A 17,340-nucleotide genomic window follows, 5' to 3' on the forward strand; every position below is an offset into this window, starting at 1 on the left:
GACCGAGTACCCCCGTTCGGGTCATACGCGAGTGTTCTTCACCTCGGTCAGGAACGCGGAGAAGGCCCGCACGCCGAACACCAACGTCCCGCCATCCCGGTTTTTCGTGTCCCGCACACCGGCGACGCGCTCGGTCACGGCCAACTCGACACACTGCGCGTCAGAACCGCTCCTGCTGCTCTTGCGCCAGGTCTGGTCGATCATGTGTCTCCTAGGGTGTCCCGTACTGCCTTGATGAGGCTCACGGAGCCCTTCGCCGTGAGCGCGAGGTGCGCCGCGTCGTCCCAGACCGCCGACAACACCTCCACCGCCTCATCTTCTACGGGGACCATCCCGGTCAGAGCTTCCACATAGGCCGCCTGCGGTTCGTCCGACTGGTCGAAGTCGAGCAGGAACATGGCTCCGGACTGCGCGCCGTAAGCGCCGACCGCGTACGGCAGGACCTGGATCGTCACGTTCGGCCGCTTGGTCATGGCCACGAGGTGGTCCAACTGCTCTCGCATGACGTCCGCGCCACCGACCAGTCGGCGAAGTGCGGCTTCGTCGATCAGCGCGTGGTACTCGATCGGGTTCTCGCGCGTCAGGGCGCCTTGTCGGTCGGATCGTTCGGCGGCTGCCTGGGAGTCCCAACTGTCGCCGACGATCCGGCGGCGTGCGGCGCGCGCGAGGGCTTCGGCGTACCCGGCGGTCTGGAGCAGACCGGGGACGAGGGCCGAGTCGAGAGTGCGCTCCCGCACCGCCTCCAACTCGTCCATCCGGAGGCGTTTGTAGTTCGCGGGCAGGTCACGGGCGTGCTCGACGGCCGAGGGGTCGACGTCGGCCACTTCCCAGAGTTGCAGCGCCCGGGTCTTCTCCTCCGGGGTCGCCCCGATGACGTCGAGCACCATCGACAGCGCGGGCCAGCGCGCCAGTGCCTCACCGGACAGCATTCGGGTGATCGTCGGACGCGAGACCCGGGACTGCTTGACGACGTCGTCCACCTTGAGGCCGGACCTCTCCAGGATCGGGCGGAGGTGCCGTCCGAGGCGGCGCTTGCCCCGCGTCGAGCCGATAGCCATTCGATCACCCTAGCCACTCCGCGTAGTACCCGGTCACCATGACTTCACCCATTCGATTTCGGTGATTTGAACAGCTCGAATGATAGCGTTCAACCATGGATGATGTTGAAGTGATCGCGGAGGCGCCCCGGCTGTTCGCGATCGTCCAAGAGGACGCCTGCGACGGGTGGGTGGCCGCGTGGGGACTGGATTTCGGCGACGGATCGACGGAGGTGACCCGGAGGGACGGCGGTCTGCGGATCACGACCACGAGCGCGGAGCGGGCGCTCTGGTACTTCACCATCGACAAGACGGCCGAGGCCCGCCTCGTGTGGGTGGAAAGTGCGGTGAACCACGACGTCAAGACGTGACTGCGCGGTCACCCGGGGCTAGCGTTGATCACGTGGAAACGTGGCGGATCGTCGCCACCAGCTCGTTCCTGCTGGGCGGGCTGGTGATGATCCTGGTCGGGATGGCGCAGGCGCGGGATCGCAAGGGAGCCAGACATGCCGACGTGATGCGCGCGTTCCTGATCGGGGCGGTGATGGTCGCGGTGGTCGCGGTGCTCATCGCGTACGTGCTGCCGTCGGTGGTGGCGTGGGGCATCGTCGCGGCGACGGCCATCGCGGTGGTGTTCGTCACCATGATGGACTGACCCGTGCTCGGATCGGCCGGGGCGCGCGGCGTTGCCGGCGATTCCCAGGGCAGTTCTCAGGGCGGCGCGCATAGGCTGATCTGGTGAACGGCTGGACCGACGAACTCACCCGCGCGCGACTGCACGTGGTGACGGGCAAGGGCGGGACCGGCAAGACCACGGTCGCCGCGGCGCTCGCGCTGGCGCTGGCCACCGGCGGACGGCGCGTGCTGCTGGTGGAGGTGGAGAACCGGCAGGGCATCGCGCAGCTGTTCGACCGCCCGCCGCTGCCGTACTCCGAGGAGCGGATCGCGTCCGCGCCCGGCGGCGGGGAGGTGCGCGCGCTGGCCGTGGACCCCGAGGCGGCGTTGCTCGAATACCTCGACATGTTCTACAACCTCGGCTTCGCCGGCCGGACGTTGAAGAAGATGGGCGCGATCGAGTTCGCCACCACCCTCGCCCCCGGCCTGCGGGACGTGCTGCTCACCGGCAAGGTCAAGGAGTGCGTGCGCCGGGCGGGCAAGACCGGGCGGCACGAGTACGACGCCGTCGTGCTCGACGCGCCGCCGACCGGCCGCGTGGTCCGGTTCCTGGACGTCACCAGGGCCATGGCCGATCTGGCCAAGGTCGGGCCGATCAAGGGCCAGAGCGACGGCGTGGTGAACCTGCTGCACTCCGGTGACACGGCGGTGCACCTGGTGGCGCTGCTGGAGGAGATGCCGGTGCGCGAGACGTTGGACGCGGTCGCCGAGCTGGACGCGGCGGACCTGAGGCCGGGCGCGGTGTTCGTGAACCGGGTCAGCCCGCCACGGCTGCCCGCGCGATCGGTCGCGTCGGCGTCGGAAGGTCGGGTCGACGCCAACCGGATTCGCGCCGGGTTGGCATCGGCGGGCCTCGACGTGGATGAAGACGTGCTGGACGGGCTGGTCGAGCAGACCGTGGAGCACGCCTTGCGCATCCGAATGGAGCAACGGGCCAAGGAGAAGCTGGCCGAATCCGATCTGCCCACTGTGGAGCTTCCGGAACTGACCGACGGGGTGGACGTGGCCGCGCTCTACGAACTGGCCGAGGTGCTGGTCGGGCGAGGTGTGCGGTGAACCGGCTGGACGTGGACGCGTTGCTGGACAACCCGGAGACGCGGGTGCTGGTGTGCTGCGGCTCGGGTGGCGTCGGCAAGACCACCACGGCGGCGGCACTGGCCATCCGCGCCGCCGAACGCGGCCGGCGGGCCGTCGTGCTGACCATCGACCCGGCGCGCAGGCTCGCGCAGTCGCTGGGGTTGGGCGAGCTCGACAACCAGCCACGACGCGTCGACGTCGAGGGGGTCAAGGGCGAGCTGCACGCGATGATGCTGGACATGCGCCGCACGTTCGACGACATGGTGTGGCAGCACGCCGGCCGCGAACGGGCCGAGCAGATCCTGGCCAACCCGTTCTACCAGACCATTTCCACGTCGTTCTCCGGCACGCAGGAGTACATGGCGATGGAGAAGCTGGGCCAACTGGTGGAGCGCGACGAGTGGGACCTGGTGGTCGTGGACACGCCGCCGAGCCGCTCGGCGCTGGACTTCCTGGACGCGCCGCAACGGCTCTCGACGGTGCTGGACGGCCGACTGATCCGCATGCTGTCGGCGCCCGCCCGTGCGGGCGGACGCGGCATCCGCAAGATCGTCGGCGCGGGCTTCGGCCTGTTCACCAAAGCCGTGTCGACCATCGTGGGCGGCCAACTCCTGCACGACGCCTCGACGTTCGTGCAGGCGTTCGACAGCATGTTCGGCGGCTTCCGGCAACGCGCCCAGGCCACCTACGAGCTGCTGCGATCACCGGGCACGGGCTTCCTGGTGGTCGCGGCGGCCGAACCGGACGCGTTGCGCGAGGCCAGCTACTTCGTCGAGCGGTTGAGCGCGGAACGGATGCCGTTGACCGGTCTGGTGGCGAACCGGACGCACCCGGTGCTGGCCCCCTTGCCGGCACCCGGTGCGTTGGCGGCGGCGGACCGGTTGGAGCGCACTGGAGACGCCCCGCTGGCTGCCGCGGTGTTGCGGGTGCACGCGGATCGCGTGGCCGTCGCCGATCGGGAGAAGCGACTGCTCGCGCGATTCACCCGTGCGCACCCTGGTGTTCCACTGATCGGTGTGCCCGCCTTGCCGACCGACGTGCACGACCTGGACGGCCTGCACGAGATCGGTCGGCGGCTGGCGGGCGAGTAGGGGTAGACCTACCGGCCTAACCGACCCTGGACTCCTCGTGGTGCTCCTGGCGTGCTGTGTCCAGGAGTTCGAGCCAGGAGGTGACATCCGGGCGACGCCGAAGCAACGCCCGCCGTTCACGCTCCGTCATGCCGCCCCAGACACCGAACTCGATCCGGTTGTCCAGGGCCTCGGCAAGGCACTCGGTGCGTACCGGGCATCCCAGGCACACCACCTTGGCTTTGCGTTGCTCCGCCCCGCGGACGAAGAGCTGATCCGGCTCCTCGTCACGGCAAGAAGCCTTGATACGCCAATCCCCCTGCTGCATAGCCCCCACCTCAGTTCACACAGTGCCCAGACTTCCTAAATCCGCCACACCCCTGCCGCGGATGCCGTAGGCTCACCAACGAGTGGTCGTCCTTCGGCTGCTGTCTTGGACAGTGACGGACTGTAGAGCCTTCTGGTTCCACCTCCAAGCCTGGGTTGCCCACCTGTTACCTGTCTTGAGTACGAGTACTCATTCTGCGTAATCAACTGTGCGCGATCTCGATCACCTCTTCGGGTGCCGCGTACGCTGACCTGCATGCGAGCCAGGAACGGCGTGCTGAAACTGCTCGGCCTGTGTCTGCTAGCCGGAGTGCTGCTGGCAGGCATGTTGTTCCCTGTCGTCGGCTCGCTGGGGCTGGTGTCGAACAGAGCCGGCGACACGGTGGACAGCATCTCCGCCGACCTGGTCGCCACCGACCCGCCGTTGATCTCCACGATCACGGACAAGGACGGCGAGCCGATCGCGTACCTGTACGACCAGTACCGGGTGCTGGTCCCACCCGAGAAGATCTCGCCCACCATGAAGGCCGCGCTGGTCTCGGTGGAGGACCGCAGGTTCTACGAGCACCAGGGCGTGGACTGGCGGGGCACGATCCGCGCCGGGTTGACCAACCAGTTCAGCGGCTCTGTGACGCAGGGTGCCTCCACGCTCACGCAGCAATACGTGAAGAACTACCTCGTGCACGTGGTCGCGCGGAACAACCAGGTGGAACAGCAAAAGGCACAAGAGCAGACTGTTGCGCGAAAAGCCCGTGAATGGCGCATCTCCTTGCAACTGGAACGCCAACTGGGCAAGGAGGAAATCCTCGCCCGCTACCTGAACGTGGTGCCGTTCGGCTCGACGATCTACGGCATCGCGGCGGCGTCCCAGGCGTACTTCAACACCACGCCGGACAAGCTGACCGTGGCGCAGTCGGCGATGCTCGCGGGCATGGTGAACAGCCCGTCGGCGTTGAACCCGGAGGTGTTCCCGGAGAAGGCGTTGGAGCGGCGCAACCAGGTCATCGACAAGATGGTCGAGAACGACAAGCTGTCCCGCGACGCCGCCGAGGCCGCCAAGCAGGAGCCGCTGGGGTTGGCGACGCCGGTGCGGACGCCGCCCAACGGGTGTGTCGGCGCGGGGCCGGAGAACGGGTTCTTCTGCTCGTACGTGGTGAACTACTTGGAGCGCAACGGTTTCAGCATCGAGCAGCTGAAGACCGGCGGTTACACCATTCGGACCACTTTGGACCGGACCATCACCTCCAACGCCAAGCGCGCGGCGGAGGCGCAGGTCGCGAAGTCCACCGACGGGATCGCGAACACGATGGCGGTCGTGCGGCCGGGCAAGGAGCGGCACGAGGTCGTGGCGCTGGTGGCGAACCGGGACTACGGGTTGAAGGCCGACCAGTTCCAGACCCAGTTCGACCTGCCGTCCGGGGTGGAGAACAAGTTCGGCGCCGGGTCGGTCTACAAGGTGTTCACGGCGGCGGCGGCGTTGGAGAAGGGCATGGGCATCGAGAACACGATCGCCACGCCGAACTCGTACGTGTCGCGGGTGTTCAAGGGTGGCGGGAAGAGCTGCCCGCCCACCGGTGAGCCGGACACGCGGTGGTACTGCCTGGGCAACGCTTCGGCCGGCTACCCGCCGCAGATGTCGTTGCAGACGGCGTTGCAGACCTCGCCGAACACGGGGTTCGTGATCCTGGAAGAGCAGCTGGGCATGGACCCGGTGGTGGACATGGCGTCCCGGTTGGGGATGCGCGAGACGATGGCGACGAACATCGCGGGCATGCGGCCGGACTCGAAGTCGAAGAACAAGGACCTGCGGATCTCGCAGACGGAGTTCTACAAGTCCAACGGTGGCAACGCTTCCTTCACGTTGAGCCCGGCGCCGGTGAGCACGCTGGAGCTGGCGAACGTGGCCGCGACGATCATGAGCGGCGGCGTGTGGTGCCCACCGTCCCCGATCGGCCGGATCCTGGACCGCAACGGCCAGCCGGTGACGGTCAACGAGGCGCCGTGCGAGCAGGCCGTCGCGGAGCCGTTGGCGAACGGCTTGGCGGTCGGTATGTCCAAGGACGACCAGGGCACCGGCACCGCGGCGAGGGCGGCGCAGCAGTTCAAGTGGACGCGCCCGATGCTGGGCAAGACGGGGACGACGGAGGACTACAAGTCGGCCGCGTTCATCGGCGCCACACCGGACTTCGCCGGCGCCGTGCAGACGTTCAACGACGGCGTCGAACCGCGCGGCATCTGCGTCAACGCCGGCCCGCCCAAATTGTGCGGCAAGGGCGACATCTACGGCGGCACCGTGCCCGCGCGCACTTGGTTCGAGACGATGACGAAGGTCCACGAAGGACTACCGGTCCGCGGCATGCCGCCCGTGGAGGAGCGCTACCTCAAGGGCGGCGCCGAGATCCGCATCCCGGACGTGGTCGGCCGCAACGTGAACGACGCGACCCGCATCCTCGAACAGGCCGGCTACAAGGTGTCCGCCCAAAACCGCAATTCCGACCAGCCAAAGGGCCAGGTCGTCAGCCAGACACCACGCGGCAGCGCACTACGCGGCACCGTGGTCACCCTCCTGGTGTCCACCGGCTACGTCCCCCCACCCCAACCAACCGACCCGACCACCACCACCGAACCACCCTCCCCAGGCCAACCCAACCCACCCGGCCAACCAGTCCCACCGGGCCGCCCAGGCGGCAACCCCCCGGTAATCACCATCCCCACCAACCCACCCCGCCGCTAACCCACCCGCCGGCTCACACCGCCGCCCCGCGCCGCCAGCCCCGCCGTGGGTCCGCGCCGTGGGTCCGCGCCGGCCCGACGTGGCCGGCCTGGTGCCCACTCGTATCGCCAGCTGCGGCTGTTGCCGGTCGCTGGCTTGGGTGGCAGCGGCTCCTCGGGTGGCGGTTGGCGCCAGTGCGCTGCTCGGCGGCTGTTCCGCGCCGCCGGTTCAGGCCGCGGTTCGGCGGCGGCCGGGCGGCCGGCACACAGGCCGCCATACCCGGCACCAGGTCCAGGCCTCCGCATCGGGCGGCGAGTTCCGATGGGGCTGGTGGCGGGCGGCGACGGTGCATCTCGGCCGCCGTCCGGGCCACGGGCCCGGCCAAGATCCGCAGCTGGGCGGTCCCGAGTGGCGACGGTCCGGTCCCGGGCGGGGCCGTTGCTCGGGGGCGCGTTGGTCGGGCTGGCAGTTGGGCTGGCGTGGTCGTGGTCGTGGTGGTTGGGGCGTGGGTCAGGCTGGTGGGTGGGTCGGGGTCGTTGGTGGTTCGGGCGGTGGGGTCGTGGTGGGCGGTCGGGGGGTGGTGGGCGGTCGGGGGGTGGTGGGCGGTCGGGGGGTGGTGGGCGGTCGGGGGGTGGTGGGCGGTCGGGGGGTGGTTTCGGGTTTCCGCTGGTTTTCAACCGAGGTACGAGAACAGTGTTTCCGTACATTTTCGGGCGATGATCACCCGATCGTGTCTGTTCCGACCGCCTTGAGCCGCGTTACCCGCACCAAACCCCGACCCGCCCTGCCCCGCCGCCGTCAGACCAGCTTGGCCTTGACCGCCGCCGCCACCCGGCCGCCCTCGGCACGTCCCGCGACCTGCGCGTTGACGGCCTTCATGACCTGGCCCATCTGGCGCTGCCCCGGCTGCTCGCCGATCTGCTCCGCCACCTGGGCAATCGCGGCGTCGACCAGGGTGGCCAGTTCGTCGTCACCGAGCTGCGCCGGGAGGTAGGCCTCCAGCACCTTGGACTCGGCCTGCTCCAGCTCCGCCTGCTCGGTCCGCCCGGCGCCGGAGAACGCCTCAGCGGCCTCCTTGCGCTTCTTCACCTCACGGGTGATGACCTTCAGCACCTCGTCGTCGCTCAGCTCACGAGCGGTCTTGCCGGAGACCTCTTCGGTGGTCAGGGCAGCCAGCGTCATCCGCAGCGCGCCGGCCCGAACCGTCTCCCGGTTCTTGATCGCCACTGTCAGATCCGCCTGCAACCGCGCCTTCAACTCCGCCATGAGCCGGAACGGTACCGGGCGGCCCGTAGCACCTCGAATCGGTTAACCCCCTACCCTCCACTACGTGAACAAGCTCGGCCGAACGCTGCTCGCCACGACCGCCCTGGGTACCGCCACGCTCGCCTACGCGGCGGGTATCGAGCGCAGGCGGTGGACGTTGCGCGAGGCGACGATGCCGGTGCTCGCGCCCGGCTCGTCGCCGCTGCGGGTGCTGCACCTGTCCGACCTGCACATGATGCCGGGTCAGAAGTCCAAGCAGCGCTGGGTCGCGGCGCTGGACGAGTTGGAGCCGGACCTGGTGGTGAACACCGGCGACAACCTGGCGCACAAGCAGGCCGTGCCCGCCGTCGTCCGCGCCCTGGGGCCGTTGCTGAACCGTCCCGGTGTGTTCGTGTTCGGCAGCAACGACTACTACGCGCCCCGTCCGAAGAACCCGGCCCGCTACCTGCTGCCGTCGGCGAAGACCAAGCGCATCCACGGCATCCCGCTGCCGTGGCGGGACCTGCGTGCGGCGATGATCGAACGTGGCTGGCTGGACCTGACCCACACCCGCCACCGGTTCGAGGTGAACGGCCTGGAGGTCTTCGCCGCGGGCCTGGACGACCCGCACCTCAAGCGCGACCGGTTCGACGAGATCAGCGGCCCGATCCCGGACGTCCCGCTGCGCCTGGGCGTGACCCACTCCCCCGAGCCGCGCGTCCTCGACCCGTTCGCCGCCGAGGGCTACGACCTGGTGCTGGCGGGCCACACGCACGGCGGCCAGCTGCGCATCCCCGGCTACGGCGCGATCGTGACGAACTGCGAACTGGACCGCTCCCGCGCCCGCGGCATCTCCCGCTGGGGTTCACACATGTGGCTGAACGTTTCGGCCGGCCTCGGCACGTCCCCCTACGCCCCGGTGCGCTTCGCCTGCCCACCGGAGGCAAGCCTGCTCACCCTGGTCGCACGCCCCGTCGACGCAGGTCAGACCCACTCCGACACGGAAAGGGATACCCGGTTCGGAGTGGGTGGGAACGTCAGGTAGAGTTCTCCTCGTTCGATCGCAAGCCGGGGTGTGGCGCAGTTTGGTAGCGCGCTTCGTTCGGGACGAAGAGGTCGCAGGTTCAAATCCTGTCACCCCGACACCGGTAAGTGCAGATCAGGCCCCGTCCAAAGTAGACATGGACGGGGCCTGATTCGTGTTGCGGCACGTCTCGGGGAGAAATCTGGGAGACGATCACGGGTTCCGCCTCCGGCCGACTACCCCTCCTAGGTCGGCCGGAGCAGCCAGTCCAGGGCTTGGACGGGCGAAGTCGGGCACATCTCCAGCCCAGCGTCCAGAGCTGCCTCCCACAGCCCCGTCAGGTCCTCCATGAGTCGTTCTCGCATGAGTGCCGTCACGTGGGTGTACCGACCCCTGCACAGAGCCGTCCTCGTGCCCGATGCGTTCGTCAATCAGCTTCGTCGGCACTCCCAGCTCCACCAGGAGCGTCCTGTGCGTGTGCCGTAGGCCCGTGGGGCGTCAGCCCTTTGGCGATCGGCAGCCAGCACGCGTCAACCCGCCCCGCAGCGTTCCGTCCCCGTACCGGTATCCCGGGCCACGGGTGCCGATGATCGGGACCGGGCGCGCCGGCGACGGTGCCTTCCGCGCGCGATACGACGTACACCACGGAAACAGGTAGCCCCTAACCGCTCTACCCTCGGGCGGCGGGCGCATCGTCATGCGCTCCGGTCACGTCCGCTTTTGTACCAACCCCGGTGGCTACAGCAGGGCCAGGAACTCCGTGGCTGTCAGACCGGCCTGGCGCACTACCGACGCCAGCGTGCCCCGCTTGATGGTGCCGTGCATCGGCAGGATGACCGTGGGGCCGTCGTGGTGCCGCCATACGGCGTGGCTGCCTTTGGTGCGTACGTGCTCGAACCCGAGGGACTTCAACACGCGTTCGACCCTTCCGCACGGGCAGGTCGGCCAGGGCAGGGCTCACGCGGCACTGCCGGGCACGTGGAAGTGGGTCACCAACGGGGCCGGTGTGATGGTGGGCGCCGGGGCGTGTTCGAGGTAGAGCGCCACGGCCTCGGCCAGGTTGCTCAACGCCTCGTCGATTGTCTGCCCCTGGCTGGCAACGTCCACCTCCAGGCATTGGGCCACGTACCAGTCCTCTTCCTGGTGGACGGCGGCGGTGAAGGTGTGCGGCTGGCTCATGAGGGCAGTGTCCCACCGGGGAGCGGGTGAGGGCAGGTGCCGGGCTTGGCTGGTCGATCAGTGGCAGGTATGGCGAGTGGTCCCTTCGGCGCAGCGGTCGAACCGGTGTGCGGCATGTGCTGTGTGGGTGCGGGGCCGGGGTGCCAAACCCGCAAACCCGCCGATTGGACAGAGGTCGTGCTGTGACCTGCGGTTACATGGCGCGGGTTTGAGGCCGGGGCAAACCCGCGGACAAACCCGCAGCCCATCAGCGCAGGTCAGAGCCCACCCCGTCCGTCTCTTGCGGGTTTGCGGGTTTGTTTTCTGATCCTGAGAAGGGGAAGAGCAGTAGTAGTACATGGACCATCACGCACGAGTTCGGACATGCCGCCGGCGGCGTCGTGACCGGCGGCGTCGTGCACCTCATCCAGGTGCACAGCCCGCACTCCGGCATAGCCCACACCTGGCACTACTCACGCTTCTCGTCCTTCGTCACCGCGGCTGCCGGTCATGCGATGCCTCCGCTGGCCGGGCTCGGGGCTGCCTCACTCCTCGCCAGGGGGCACGCCCCGATGCTGCTGGCGCTCACGATCGCGGCCATGATCCTGATCCTCGTCGTGACCAGGGACCTGATCACGCTGGTCAGCGTCGTGACGGTAGGCCTCGCGGCGTCGTTGGCGTTGTACTGGGGATCCGAGTGGGTACAACACTGGATCGCCTACACCGAGACGTGGCTGCTGCTGTTCAGCGAGATCACCGGAGTGTCCGCGCTGGTAGTCGGGCGTATTCAAGGCAGCGGGGAAACCGACGACGCCGACAGCTTGGCGGACATCACCGGCATCCCCGCCGTGGTGTGGATCGCGGGATGGACGGCGCTTGTCGGGTGGGCACTGTGGAGTGCGGTCCCGCTGCTCTGGCCCTGATCCCCGGGCCGGACGCAGGCCCCCAGCGTCCCAAGCGAAGTCACGAAAACCACGAAACCACGAAAAGCCCGTCCCTCGTCAACCCGTGCCCTCTTCGTCCACGTTGGCAGCTCCGAGCCAGTCTGCGCGGCGTTTTCGCAGGTAGTAGGCACCAGCCAAGCGGACATCCCTCATGATCGGTCAGCCGAGCAAGGAAGTGTGGGGCACACGGACCGACCGTGGCGGTCGGACAGCGGCTGTCGTGGCAGCGTCGCACTACCGAGTACGCGCAGGTCACGGACTTACGTGGCATTTCGTGGCTAATCGTGGCGCGATCTTGAGCGGTTGCTGTAAGTCCAACGTGGACGGTTGTTCCCCCGGTCAACGGTCCACCGGCGTCCACAACCTCGTCACTGGGTCGACTTTCGTGGTTTCGTGGTTTCGTGGCGGCCACCCTGCCTAGACCTGGGAGCCAGCTACGTCCAGGCCCGATTGCTCTTTGGTTGGTCGCTGGCGGCCGACAACGTACTGGCACAGTCGCGAATTCCACAGTCGCGAATTCCACAGTCGTTAGTTCCGGCGGAGGTTGCTGCCGGTGGTCGGCGAAAGTGGATCCGGCTGTCCAACGCGCGCGTGCTTGCGTCGACGCGTACGTCTGCCGCTACTGACCGGGGATGTCGCTCGCGCGTGCAACCTGCCAGGGGCCGACTGCGTTCTTATCCCGTCCAAGATCTGCGGAAGGATGCCGGTGGCCGGTTCAGATGAAGACTTCGCCGAGTTCTACTCGGCGCGGTTTGACGGGGCGCGGCGCACCGCGTACGCGCTGTGCGGCGACTGGGTCGAGGCGGAGGAGCTGGCCCAGGGAAGCTTCGTCCGGCTGTACGCGAAGTGGCCACGCGTGGCCGGCGGCAACGCGGACGGCTATCTGCGCACCACCCTCGTCCGGCTCTTCCTCGACACCAGGCGGCGGGGCCGCGCGAAGGAACTCCTGGTCGCCGAGACACCCGAGCGGCCGGAGCACTCGAGGGACCTGGCGCGCGTCGACGAGCGGCAGTCGCTGCTGGCGGCGCTACAGGACGTGCCACCGAGGCAGCGGGCCACGCTCGTGCTGCGCATCGTCCACGACCTGCCCGTCGAGCAGGTCGCGCAGGTGCTGCGGTGCTCGGCGGGCACTGTCAAAAGTCAACTGTCACGAGGGATGCAGGCGTTGCGGGCGGCGTACCGCGACGCCGACGCACCGGAGCGGAGTGTGCAAGATGTGGGATGAGGATGACCTCGGGGCCGCGTTGCGGGCCGAACTGGCGCAACGGACCCCGCCAAGGCCCCGCGGCGGGCTGGTCGACGCGGTCGCTCGTGGCCGGCGTCGGCGTCGGCGCCAGCAGTTCGGCGCTGCGCTGGCGGCGGTGGCCGCAGTCGCCGGGGTGGCCACGGGGGTCGTCAGCGCGGGAGCCCTGCTTTCCGGCGGTCAGGACGTCGCCGCGACCGGGACGTCCCCGACCGGGACGTCCCCGACCGGAGCGCCGTGGCCGCGGGCCGACCTGCCGACGCACTCCCCACACACCACATGGACTCCGGCGCCGACCGCACGACCACCGGCCGGCTGGCCGACCGAGCCAGTGCCCAGGTGCGAGATCCCCGACATCACCGGCCGCGACCTGGACAGCGTCCGCGCCGACCTGTCGGCGCTGCAAGAACGGGTCTTGCAGGCCCTGGCCGCGGTGAAGGGGCCGTGGGTCTGGCCCAGTACGGTGTCGGTCCAGGGGCCGAGCAGCGTTCCGGTGGCGGCGCCCGATGGCGTGAGGGTGGTCGGCGGCCTCCTGGGCGAGAAGAAGGTGCCGTCCACCAGGCCGAACACTCGCGACGCGTTCATCTACACCGCCGACGTGTCCGACGCCGAGGGCATCGGCAGCGTGATGCTCACCTTCGGCCGGTTCACCGGTGATCCACTAACCGCGGCGGACGACCAGGCCTACGACATGGGCAACTGTCAGCCACCGAAACGACACGTGCTGGCGGACGGGACCGTGTTGCAGATCTACGACGTGGTGCCGAGCGACCCGTTCGCGTCGCTGACCCAGACCCTGCGGATCTACCTGCCCGACGGACAGCTGCACTCGCTGTCGGTGCGGAACTTCGGCAGTCCGGACTTCGCCACCAACCGGGAGGATCCCGCGCACCCGCACCGGGTCGGCGCCGGCCGGCCGACGCTGCCGCTGACGGAAGCGCAACTCGCCGAACTGGGCCTGGCTATGGTGGGCTGACCCTCAGTGACCTACTTGCCTGTAGCGGCGGGGTCGCCTAACCGCGGCGTGCGTGATCGCCTGCTGCGTAGCGTTTCCAGGTTGCGCCTGCCTCGGCGGCGAGCAACTCGGCGTGGGCGGGGGCGGCAGCGTCGGTAAGCGTGCACGTCGCGCGCGACGGCCCGGCACGGGTACATCAACCAACGTTGACATACCGGCAACACGGGTAGTTGGCCGAGTTTCGGCCAACGCCGGTACATCAGGAACCTGTTTGCGCACGTCAGAACAGGTGACAGCCGCCCGTTTCCTAAACCGTGTGCTGAAGTCCGAACCTCGCACAGACTTTGAGAAGCACGCCACCCTCACAGAGTGCTGTCTACAAGATCACCGCCACGGTACTGCTCACCTGCCTTGCCCTGACCGCGTGCGGCATGGTCGAGGCCGACCCGACGTTCTTGGTTGTCGAGGTGGGAGAAACCACGTACGACCTCAACGTGGCTGACGGCAGGCCGGACGACCTGAAGGCGGACAACCGGCACCGCTCGCAGGTCGACAAGGCGGAGTTCGCGGCCGAGGTGCAGAAGGGTGACCACGTGGTCTGCCACCTGGCCGAGACGGATCAGGTTCGGATCACGGGCTGCCGGAAGGCGTGAGCGACTGACATACGTTCGACGCAGATCAGGGCCTGTTCGAGAAGTTTCGGGCAGGCCCTGCGCCTGCATTTCCATCCCGCGGGTCGACGTCCCGGTCCTCGACGGTCAGACGCCCCGCAGTGGCGGGTACGGCTGGTCGGGTGGCGGAGTCTGCTTGTTGATGTTGCGGGCTTCTTCGAGTTGGTCCTCGAGGGTGACGATGCGGCACGCGGCGTCCAAGCCCATGCCCTGGTCGACCAGTTCCCTGACCCGGGACGCCAACCGCAGTTGGTACCGGGAGTAGCGGCGGTGGCCGCCTGACGAGCGTTCCGGCTCGATCAGCTTCGCCTCGTCCAGGCTGCGCAGGAATCCCGGCGTGGTGCCGAGCATCTCCGCCGCTCTGCCCATCGTGTAGGCGGGGTAGTGGTCGTCGTCGAACTTCTCAGCCGCCGGTCGCGGCTCGTTTGTCGCTGGGGTCATCGCACCTCCGCGCCACGAGGGGCCCCGGTGCCGTTCGGCACCGGGGCCCCGGGGTTATGGGTTCCCACCAACCGGCCGTGAGGCCGGCTCACTGTGTCCGCGTCATCCGCACGAGCAGCGGAGACTGCGTGGATCGCATTCGCGTAACCGGAGACCACCTTCCAATCTTCTTGGACTGCGGTACCCGCCCGGCCTGATTCAGCCCGAGGCAGGCGATCCGATGGTGTGTAACCCGTCCCTTCTCCTCTGGTTGTCGACTTTCCTATCACTTTCCTGTCACCACTCGACGATCGGCACCGGACCTCTTGCCCACTCCGGCTCACCTCGCCGACCGTCCTCGGCCACCGGCTGGAACCCCTTCCACTGATCGGCCCCAGCTCGCCTGACCGTCCTGCGACTGCCCTGTGGCTGTCGGCTCCGGGTCTCGCGCATTGCTGTACTGCGTACTGCGGTATTGCTGTCGTGCGTATTTCGGTTGCGCTCCCGGTACTTCGCGTGCCGACTGCCCTTGCTGCACGGGTAGTTCGTCATCTCCCGTGCCGATCGGACGTTCTCTCTCGTACGAGGAGAACACTACACACAACCACGTGCGAATGTCTACCCCAGCGATCACAGGTTTACTCGGTCGAGTGAGTCCGACTACCTGGCGCCGTAGTGCCCGGCCACGCCGGCGAACGCGGCTTTCCGCTGCCACGTGCCGTCGTCCAGCACCTTCACCACGCCGTAGCCGCCCAGGTCGAGGTCGCGGCGCGGGTCGTCCAGGCGGTGCGGCAGGTGGTGGCTGGAGAAGGTGTTCACGAAGGCGCTGTCCACGCCCGCGGCCTCGAAGATGTCCAGCAGTTCGCCGATGACGGCGGCCTGCTCGGCCTCGTCACGCGTGTAGTCGCCGTCCAGCCCGATCGGCTCCAGGCCCTCGTAGACGACGATCTCGGCGCCTCGCGCCCCACGCGCCGCCGCGCCCCGGAACGTCGCGCTGCCGAACTCGGTGATCGCGACCGGTTTGCCGGAGGCCACCAACGCACGCACGGCCGGCTCGAACCGGTCGGCGATCTCGGCCGTCCGGTAGAGGTCGATCGACCGGAAGTCGAACGGCGTCCAGTCGACGCCCTCGAACTGGATGGAGGCGTAGGTGACCTTGCCGCCGAACCGCTCGCGCACCACGGCGACGGCCTTGCCGAGGAAGTCGTTCATCCGCGCGGGCACGGTGGGCAACGCCGCGATCAGCCGGTCGCGGTCGGACAGCAGGGCGAGTCGTTCGTCGAGGTCGTCGCCGGGCAGGAAGCCCTTCGTGAACATGCTGAGCTCGGCCCCGGTGACGAACACGACCTCCGCTCCCGTCGCGCGCAGCCGTTCGGCGCGGGTGGCGCAGTCGGCCAGCACGTCCAGCAGCTCGTCCCACGTCAGGTCGCAGGTGAACGGGCCGAACCACACCTCCAAGCCCGCCTCGGCCGCGATCGTGGCGGCCAGTTCCAGCCGGTCGGGGTCGCCGCCGGTGACGCGCAGCGCGGTGCAGTGCAGCTCCTCGCGGATGACGCGCATGTCCTCCCGCACGGTCACGGGGTCGAGTGACGGGCGCGTGCTCACGCCCTGGTTGAGGAACCCGGTGTCGTAGGTGATGCCTTTGGCTCGCATGTCCGCCTCCCAGTAAGGTACTGAACGTACCTTAAGCACAATCCGCTGAACACTGCTACCAGGCGCCTTAAGGTACGGTCGGTACCGAGGAAGAGGAGAGTGTGTGGAAGGTGCGACCAGGCGGCGTGGCGCGGCACTGGAGCAGGCGATCCTGCGTGCGGCGGCCGACGAGCTGACCGAGTCCGGGTACGCCGGGCTCACCATGGACCGCGTCGCCAGACGGGCGGGCACGAACAAGAACGCGATCTACCGGCGTTGGCCGAACCGGGCCTCGCTCGGCGTCGCCGCCTACCGGCAACTGGCCGAGGTCGAACTCCGCCCGCCGGACACCGGCGCCCTGCGCACCGACGTGCTCACGATGCTGCGCCGGATCAACAGCGACCAGTCCTCACCGCGCGGCGACGTCCTGCGCGGACTGCTGGCGGCGGTCAACGACGAGCCCGAGTTGATGGCGCAGTTGCAGAGCCAGTTCACCGACGGCGGGGCCGGGGCGTGGCTGACGCTGCTGGGTCGTGCGGTCGCGCGCGGCGAGACGTCGCCGGAAGCGCTGCACCCCAGGGTCGCCACCGTGGCGATGGCGTTGCTGCGCAACGAGTACATGACACGGGGTCTGGCCACCGTGCCGGACACCACGATCGTGGAGATCGTGGACGAGGTGTTCCTGCCGCTCCTGAAGGGACGCGAGCGGCCAGGAGGGTCGCGCTGACACTCCCGGCCGCCGGCGATCGGACGTCACTTCACGTGCGGTCGCAGCTCGGCCAGCCGTCGGAGGAGTTCGCCGACCTCGTTCCAGTCGAGCTTCGCGGACTCGCCGGGCGGGGTGTGGATGCAGACGTTCCCCTCTTCGGTGAGCGACACCTCCAGCGTCCGCCGACGACCCAGGGCATCCGAACACCCGACGCGACCGCCCTGCCGAACCGTGTTCTCGATCATCGGTCAGACCTCCCCTGTGCCACCACCGTGTAACTCGTGATTCGTTCGGACCAACGAGGACGTTACGAGTCACTCCCCGCTGTGGCTTAATTCCGGGACTGCGCCGAGCGCCGGAACATCATCACGTTCCGTTAATCCAACCAGGTGAAAGTTGCCGACTCAAGTCACGGTACGTAACAAACCTGAGGCTTCGGA

Annotated in this window: 20 protein-coding genes and 1 tRNA gene; 12 read left to right on the forward strand and 9 right to left on the reverse strand. The window is 68.4% G+C overall.

All coding sequences use genetic code 11. The features are described 5' to 3' along the window. Nucleotides 1-21 precede the first annotated feature (21 nt). Nucleotides 22-204 carry a DUF397 domain-containing protein gene (locus ALI22I_RS37615; RefSeq protein ID WP_077010364.1) on the reverse strand — a complete coding sequence of 61 codons (183 nt, stop codon included), beginning with the start codon at nt 202-204 and terminating at the stop codon, nt 22-24. Beyond that, the gene (locus ALI22I_RS37620) at nt 201-1,058 is read right to left on the reverse strand and encodes a helix-turn-helix domain-containing protein (protein ID WP_077010365.1); all 858 of its coding nucleotides are present in this window, start codon (nt 1,056-1,058) and stop codon (nt 201-203) included. Before ALI22I_RS37620 ends, ALI22I_RS37615 begins: the two co-directional genes overlap by 4 nt. A 95-nt stretch (nt 1,059-1,153) precedes the next feature. Between ALI22I_RS37620 and ALI22I_RS37625 the strand changes: the two genes are divergently transcribed. The 4 genes from ALI22I_RS37625 (at nt 1,154) to ALI22I_RS37640 (ending at nt 3,880) form a co-directional block, all read left to right on the forward strand. Beyond that, nucleotides 1,154-1,408: a hypothetical protein gene (locus tag ALI22I_RS37625; protein WP_077010366.1), complete on the forward strand. Its 255-nt coding sequence runs from the start codon at nt 1,154-1,156 to the stop codon at nt 1,406-1,408. Nucleotides 1,409-1,440: 32 nt separating this feature from the next. Beyond that, nucleotides 1,441-1,692, forward strand: a complete 252-nt coding sequence (locus ALI22I_RS37630; RefSeq protein WP_077010367.1) for a hypothetical protein — start codon at nt 1,441-1,443, stop codon at nt 1,690-1,692. A gap of 83 nt (nt 1,693-1,775) precedes the next feature. After that, on the forward strand, nt 1,776-2,768 hold the full coding sequence (locus ALI22I_RS37635) for an ArsA-related P-loop ATPase (protein WP_179118493.1): 993 nt from the start codon (nt 1,776-1,778) through the stop codon (nt 2,766-2,768). Beyond that, on the forward strand, nt 2,765-3,880 hold the full coding sequence (locus tag ALI22I_RS37640; RefSeq protein ID WP_077010369.1) for an ArsA family ATPase: 1,116 nt from the start codon (nt 2,765-2,767) through the stop codon (nt 3,878-3,880). Before ALI22I_RS37635 ends, ALI22I_RS37640 begins: the two co-directional genes overlap by 4 nt. Before the next feature lie 16 nt (nt 3,881-3,896). Here the strand turns inward: ALI22I_RS37640 and ALI22I_RS37645 are convergent, their stop codons facing one another. Then, complete coding sequence (locus ALI22I_RS37645; protein ID WP_077010370.1) at nt 3,897-4,187, reverse strand: WhiB family transcriptional regulator; 291 nt, start codon at nt 4,185-4,187, stop codon at nt 3,897-3,899. Nucleotides 4,188-4,442: 255 nt separating this feature from the next. On the opposite strand from ALI22I_RS37645, the gene ALI22I_RS37650 reads away from it, so the two are divergent. Then, nucleotides 4,443-6,920 (forward strand): penicillin-binding protein, encoded by a 2,478-nt coding sequence (locus ALI22I_RS37650; protein WP_077010371.1) that lies wholly within the window; start codon nt 4,443-4,445, stop codon nt 6,918-6,920. 777 nt (nt 6,921-7,697) lie between these two features. Here ALI22I_RS37650 and ALI22I_RS37655 read toward each other — a convergent pair. After that, entirely contained in the window at nt 7,698-8,165 is a 468-nt protein-coding gene (locus ALI22I_RS37655; RefSeq protein ID WP_077010372.1) for a GatB/YqeY domain-containing protein, read from the reverse strand. A 64-nt stretch (nt 8,166-8,229) separates the two neighbouring features. Between ALI22I_RS37655 and ALI22I_RS37660 the strand changes: the two genes are divergently transcribed. Continuing rightward, nucleotides 8,230-9,189 (forward strand): metallophosphoesterase, encoded by a 960-nt coding sequence (locus ALI22I_RS37660; protein WP_077010373.1) that lies wholly within the window; start codon nt 8,230-8,232, stop codon nt 9,187-9,189. 24 nt (nt 9,190-9,213) lie between these two features. After that, nucleotides 9,214-9,287: transfer RNA gene (locus ALI22I_RS37665), tRNA-Pro, on the forward strand. A 619-nt stretch (nt 9,288-9,906) separates the two neighbouring features. Here ALI22I_RS37665 and ALI22I_RS37675 read toward each other — a convergent pair. Both ALI22I_RS37675 and ALI22I_RS37680 read right to left on the reverse strand, forming a co-directional pair. After that, entirely contained in the window at nt 9,907-10,083 is a 177-nt protein-coding gene (locus tag ALI22I_RS37675) for a type II toxin-antitoxin system HicA family toxin (RefSeq protein WP_083752303.1), read from the reverse strand. A gap of 42 nt (nt 10,084-10,125) precedes the next feature. Beyond that, nucleotides 10,126-10,347 carry a type II toxin-antitoxin system HicB family antitoxin gene (locus ALI22I_RS37680; protein ID WP_077010375.1) on the reverse strand — a complete coding sequence of 74 codons (222 nt, stop codon included), beginning with the start codon at nt 10,345-10,347 and terminating at the stop codon, nt 10,126-10,128. A gap of 296 nt (nt 10,348-10,643) precedes the next feature. On the opposite strand from ALI22I_RS37680, the gene ALI22I_RS37685 reads away from it, so the two are divergent. The 4 genes from ALI22I_RS37685 to ALI22I_RS37700 all read left to right on the forward strand — a co-directional run bounded on the left by ALI22I_RS37685 (nt 10,644) and on the right by ALI22I_RS37700 (nt 14,121). After that, the gene (locus ALI22I_RS37685; protein WP_077010376.1) at nt 10,644-11,249 is read left to right on the forward strand and encodes a M50 family metallopeptidase; all 606 of its coding nucleotides are present in this window, start codon (nt 10,644-10,646) and stop codon (nt 11,247-11,249) included. 727 nt (nt 11,250-11,976) lie between these two features. Continuing rightward, a complete protein-coding gene (locus tag ALI22I_RS37690) occupies nt 11,977-12,495 on the forward strand; it encodes a SigE family RNA polymerase sigma factor (protein WP_238598761.1) in 519 nt (172 codons plus the stop codon). Then, entirely contained in the window at nt 12,485-13,489 is a 1,005-nt protein-coding gene (locus tag ALI22I_RS37695) for a hypothetical protein (RefSeq protein ID WP_077010378.1), read from the forward strand. The genes ALI22I_RS37690 and ALI22I_RS37695 overlap by 11 nt, the downstream gene beginning before the upstream one ends. 323 nt (nt 13,490-13,812) lie before the next feature. Further along, nucleotides 13,813-14,121 (forward strand): hypothetical protein, encoded by a 309-nt coding sequence (locus ALI22I_RS37700; RefSeq protein ID WP_143532643.1) that lies wholly within the window; start codon nt 13,813-13,815, stop codon nt 14,119-14,121. A 105-nt stretch (nt 14,122-14,226) separates the two neighbouring features. Here ALI22I_RS37700 and ALI22I_RS37705 read toward each other — a convergent pair whose 3' ends face one another. Continuing rightward, nucleotides 14,227-14,580, reverse strand: a complete 354-nt coding sequence (locus ALI22I_RS37705; RefSeq protein ID WP_077010380.1) for a helix-turn-helix domain-containing protein — start codon at nt 14,578-14,580, stop codon at nt 14,227-14,229. A gap of 639 nt (nt 14,581-15,219) precedes the next feature. After that, a complete protein-coding gene (locus ALI22I_RS37710) occupies nt 15,220-16,212 on the reverse strand; it encodes a hypothetical protein (protein WP_077010381.1) in 993 nt (330 codons plus the stop codon). A 103-nt stretch (nt 16,213-16,315) separates the two neighbouring features. Here ALI22I_RS37710 and ALI22I_RS37715 point away from each other — a divergent pair, with 103 nt between their 5' ends. Beyond that, nucleotides 16,316-16,918: a TetR/AcrR family transcriptional regulator gene (locus ALI22I_RS37715; RefSeq protein ID WP_077010382.1), complete on the forward strand. Its 603-nt coding sequence runs from the start codon at nt 16,316-16,318 to the stop codon at nt 16,916-16,918. A gap of 26 nt (nt 16,919-16,944) precedes the next feature. On the opposite strand, the gene ALI22I_RS37720 is transcribed toward ALI22I_RS37715, so the two are convergent. Next, nucleotides 16,945-17,145 carry a hypothetical protein gene (locus tag ALI22I_RS37720; RefSeq protein WP_077010383.1) on the reverse strand — a complete coding sequence of 67 codons (201 nt, stop codon included), beginning with the start codon at nt 17,143-17,145 and terminating at the stop codon, nt 16,945-16,947. Between the last annotated feature and the right edge of the window lie 195 nt (nt 17,146-17,340).

The organism is Saccharothrix sp. ALI-22-I (genome assembly GCF_001984175.1).
Lineage (GTDB): Bacteria > Actinomycetota > Actinomycetes > Mycobacteriales > Pseudonocardiaceae > Actinosynnema.

Excerpts from the sequence above, each read along its gene's own strand:
- ALI22I_RS37705 (WP_077010380.1), bottom strand. The coding sequence starts at position 14,580 with ATGACCCCAGCGACAAACGAGCCGCGACCGGCGGCTGAGAAGTTCGAC.
- ALI22I_RS37650 (WP_077010371.1), top strand. The coding sequence starts at position 4,443 with ATGCGAGCCAGGAACGGCGTGCTGAAACTGCTCGGCCTGTGTCTGCTA.
- ALI22I_RS37625 (WP_077010366.1), top strand. The coding sequence starts at position 1,154 with ATGGATGATGTTGAAGTGATCGCGGAGGCGCCCCGGCTGTTCGCGATC.
- ALI22I_RS37720 (WP_077010383.1), bottom strand. The coding sequence starts at position 17,145 with ATGATCGAGAACACGGTTCGGCAGGGCGGTCGCGTCGGGTGTTCGGAT.
- ALI22I_RS37655 (WP_077010372.1), bottom strand. The coding sequence starts at position 8,165 with ATGGCGGAGTTGAAGGCGCGGTTGCAGGCGGATCTGACAGTGGCGATC.
- ALI22I_RS37620 (WP_077010365.1), bottom strand. The coding sequence starts at position 1,058 with ATGGCTATCGGCTCGACGCGGGGCAAGCGCCGCCTCGGACGGCACCTC.
- ALI22I_RS37680 (WP_077010375.1), bottom strand. The coding sequence starts at position 10,347 with ATGAGCCAGCCGCACACCTTCACCGCCGCCGTCCACCAGGAAGAGGAC.
- ALI22I_RS37645 (WP_077010370.1), bottom strand. The coding sequence starts at position 4,187 with ATGCAGCAGGGGGATTGGCGTATCAAGGCTTCTTGCCGTGACGAGGAG.
- ALI22I_RS37615 (WP_077010364.1), bottom strand. The coding sequence starts at position 204 with ATGATCGACCAGACCTGGCGCAAGAGCAGCAGGAGCGGTTCTGACGCG.
- ALI22I_RS37695 (WP_077010378.1), top strand. The coding sequence starts at position 12,485 with ATGTGGGATGAGGATGACCTCGGGGCCGCGTTGCGGGCCGAACTGGCG.
- ALI22I_RS37710 (WP_077010381.1), bottom strand. The coding sequence starts at position 16,212 with ATGCGAGCCAAAGGCATCACCTACGACACCGGGTTCCTCAACCAGGGC.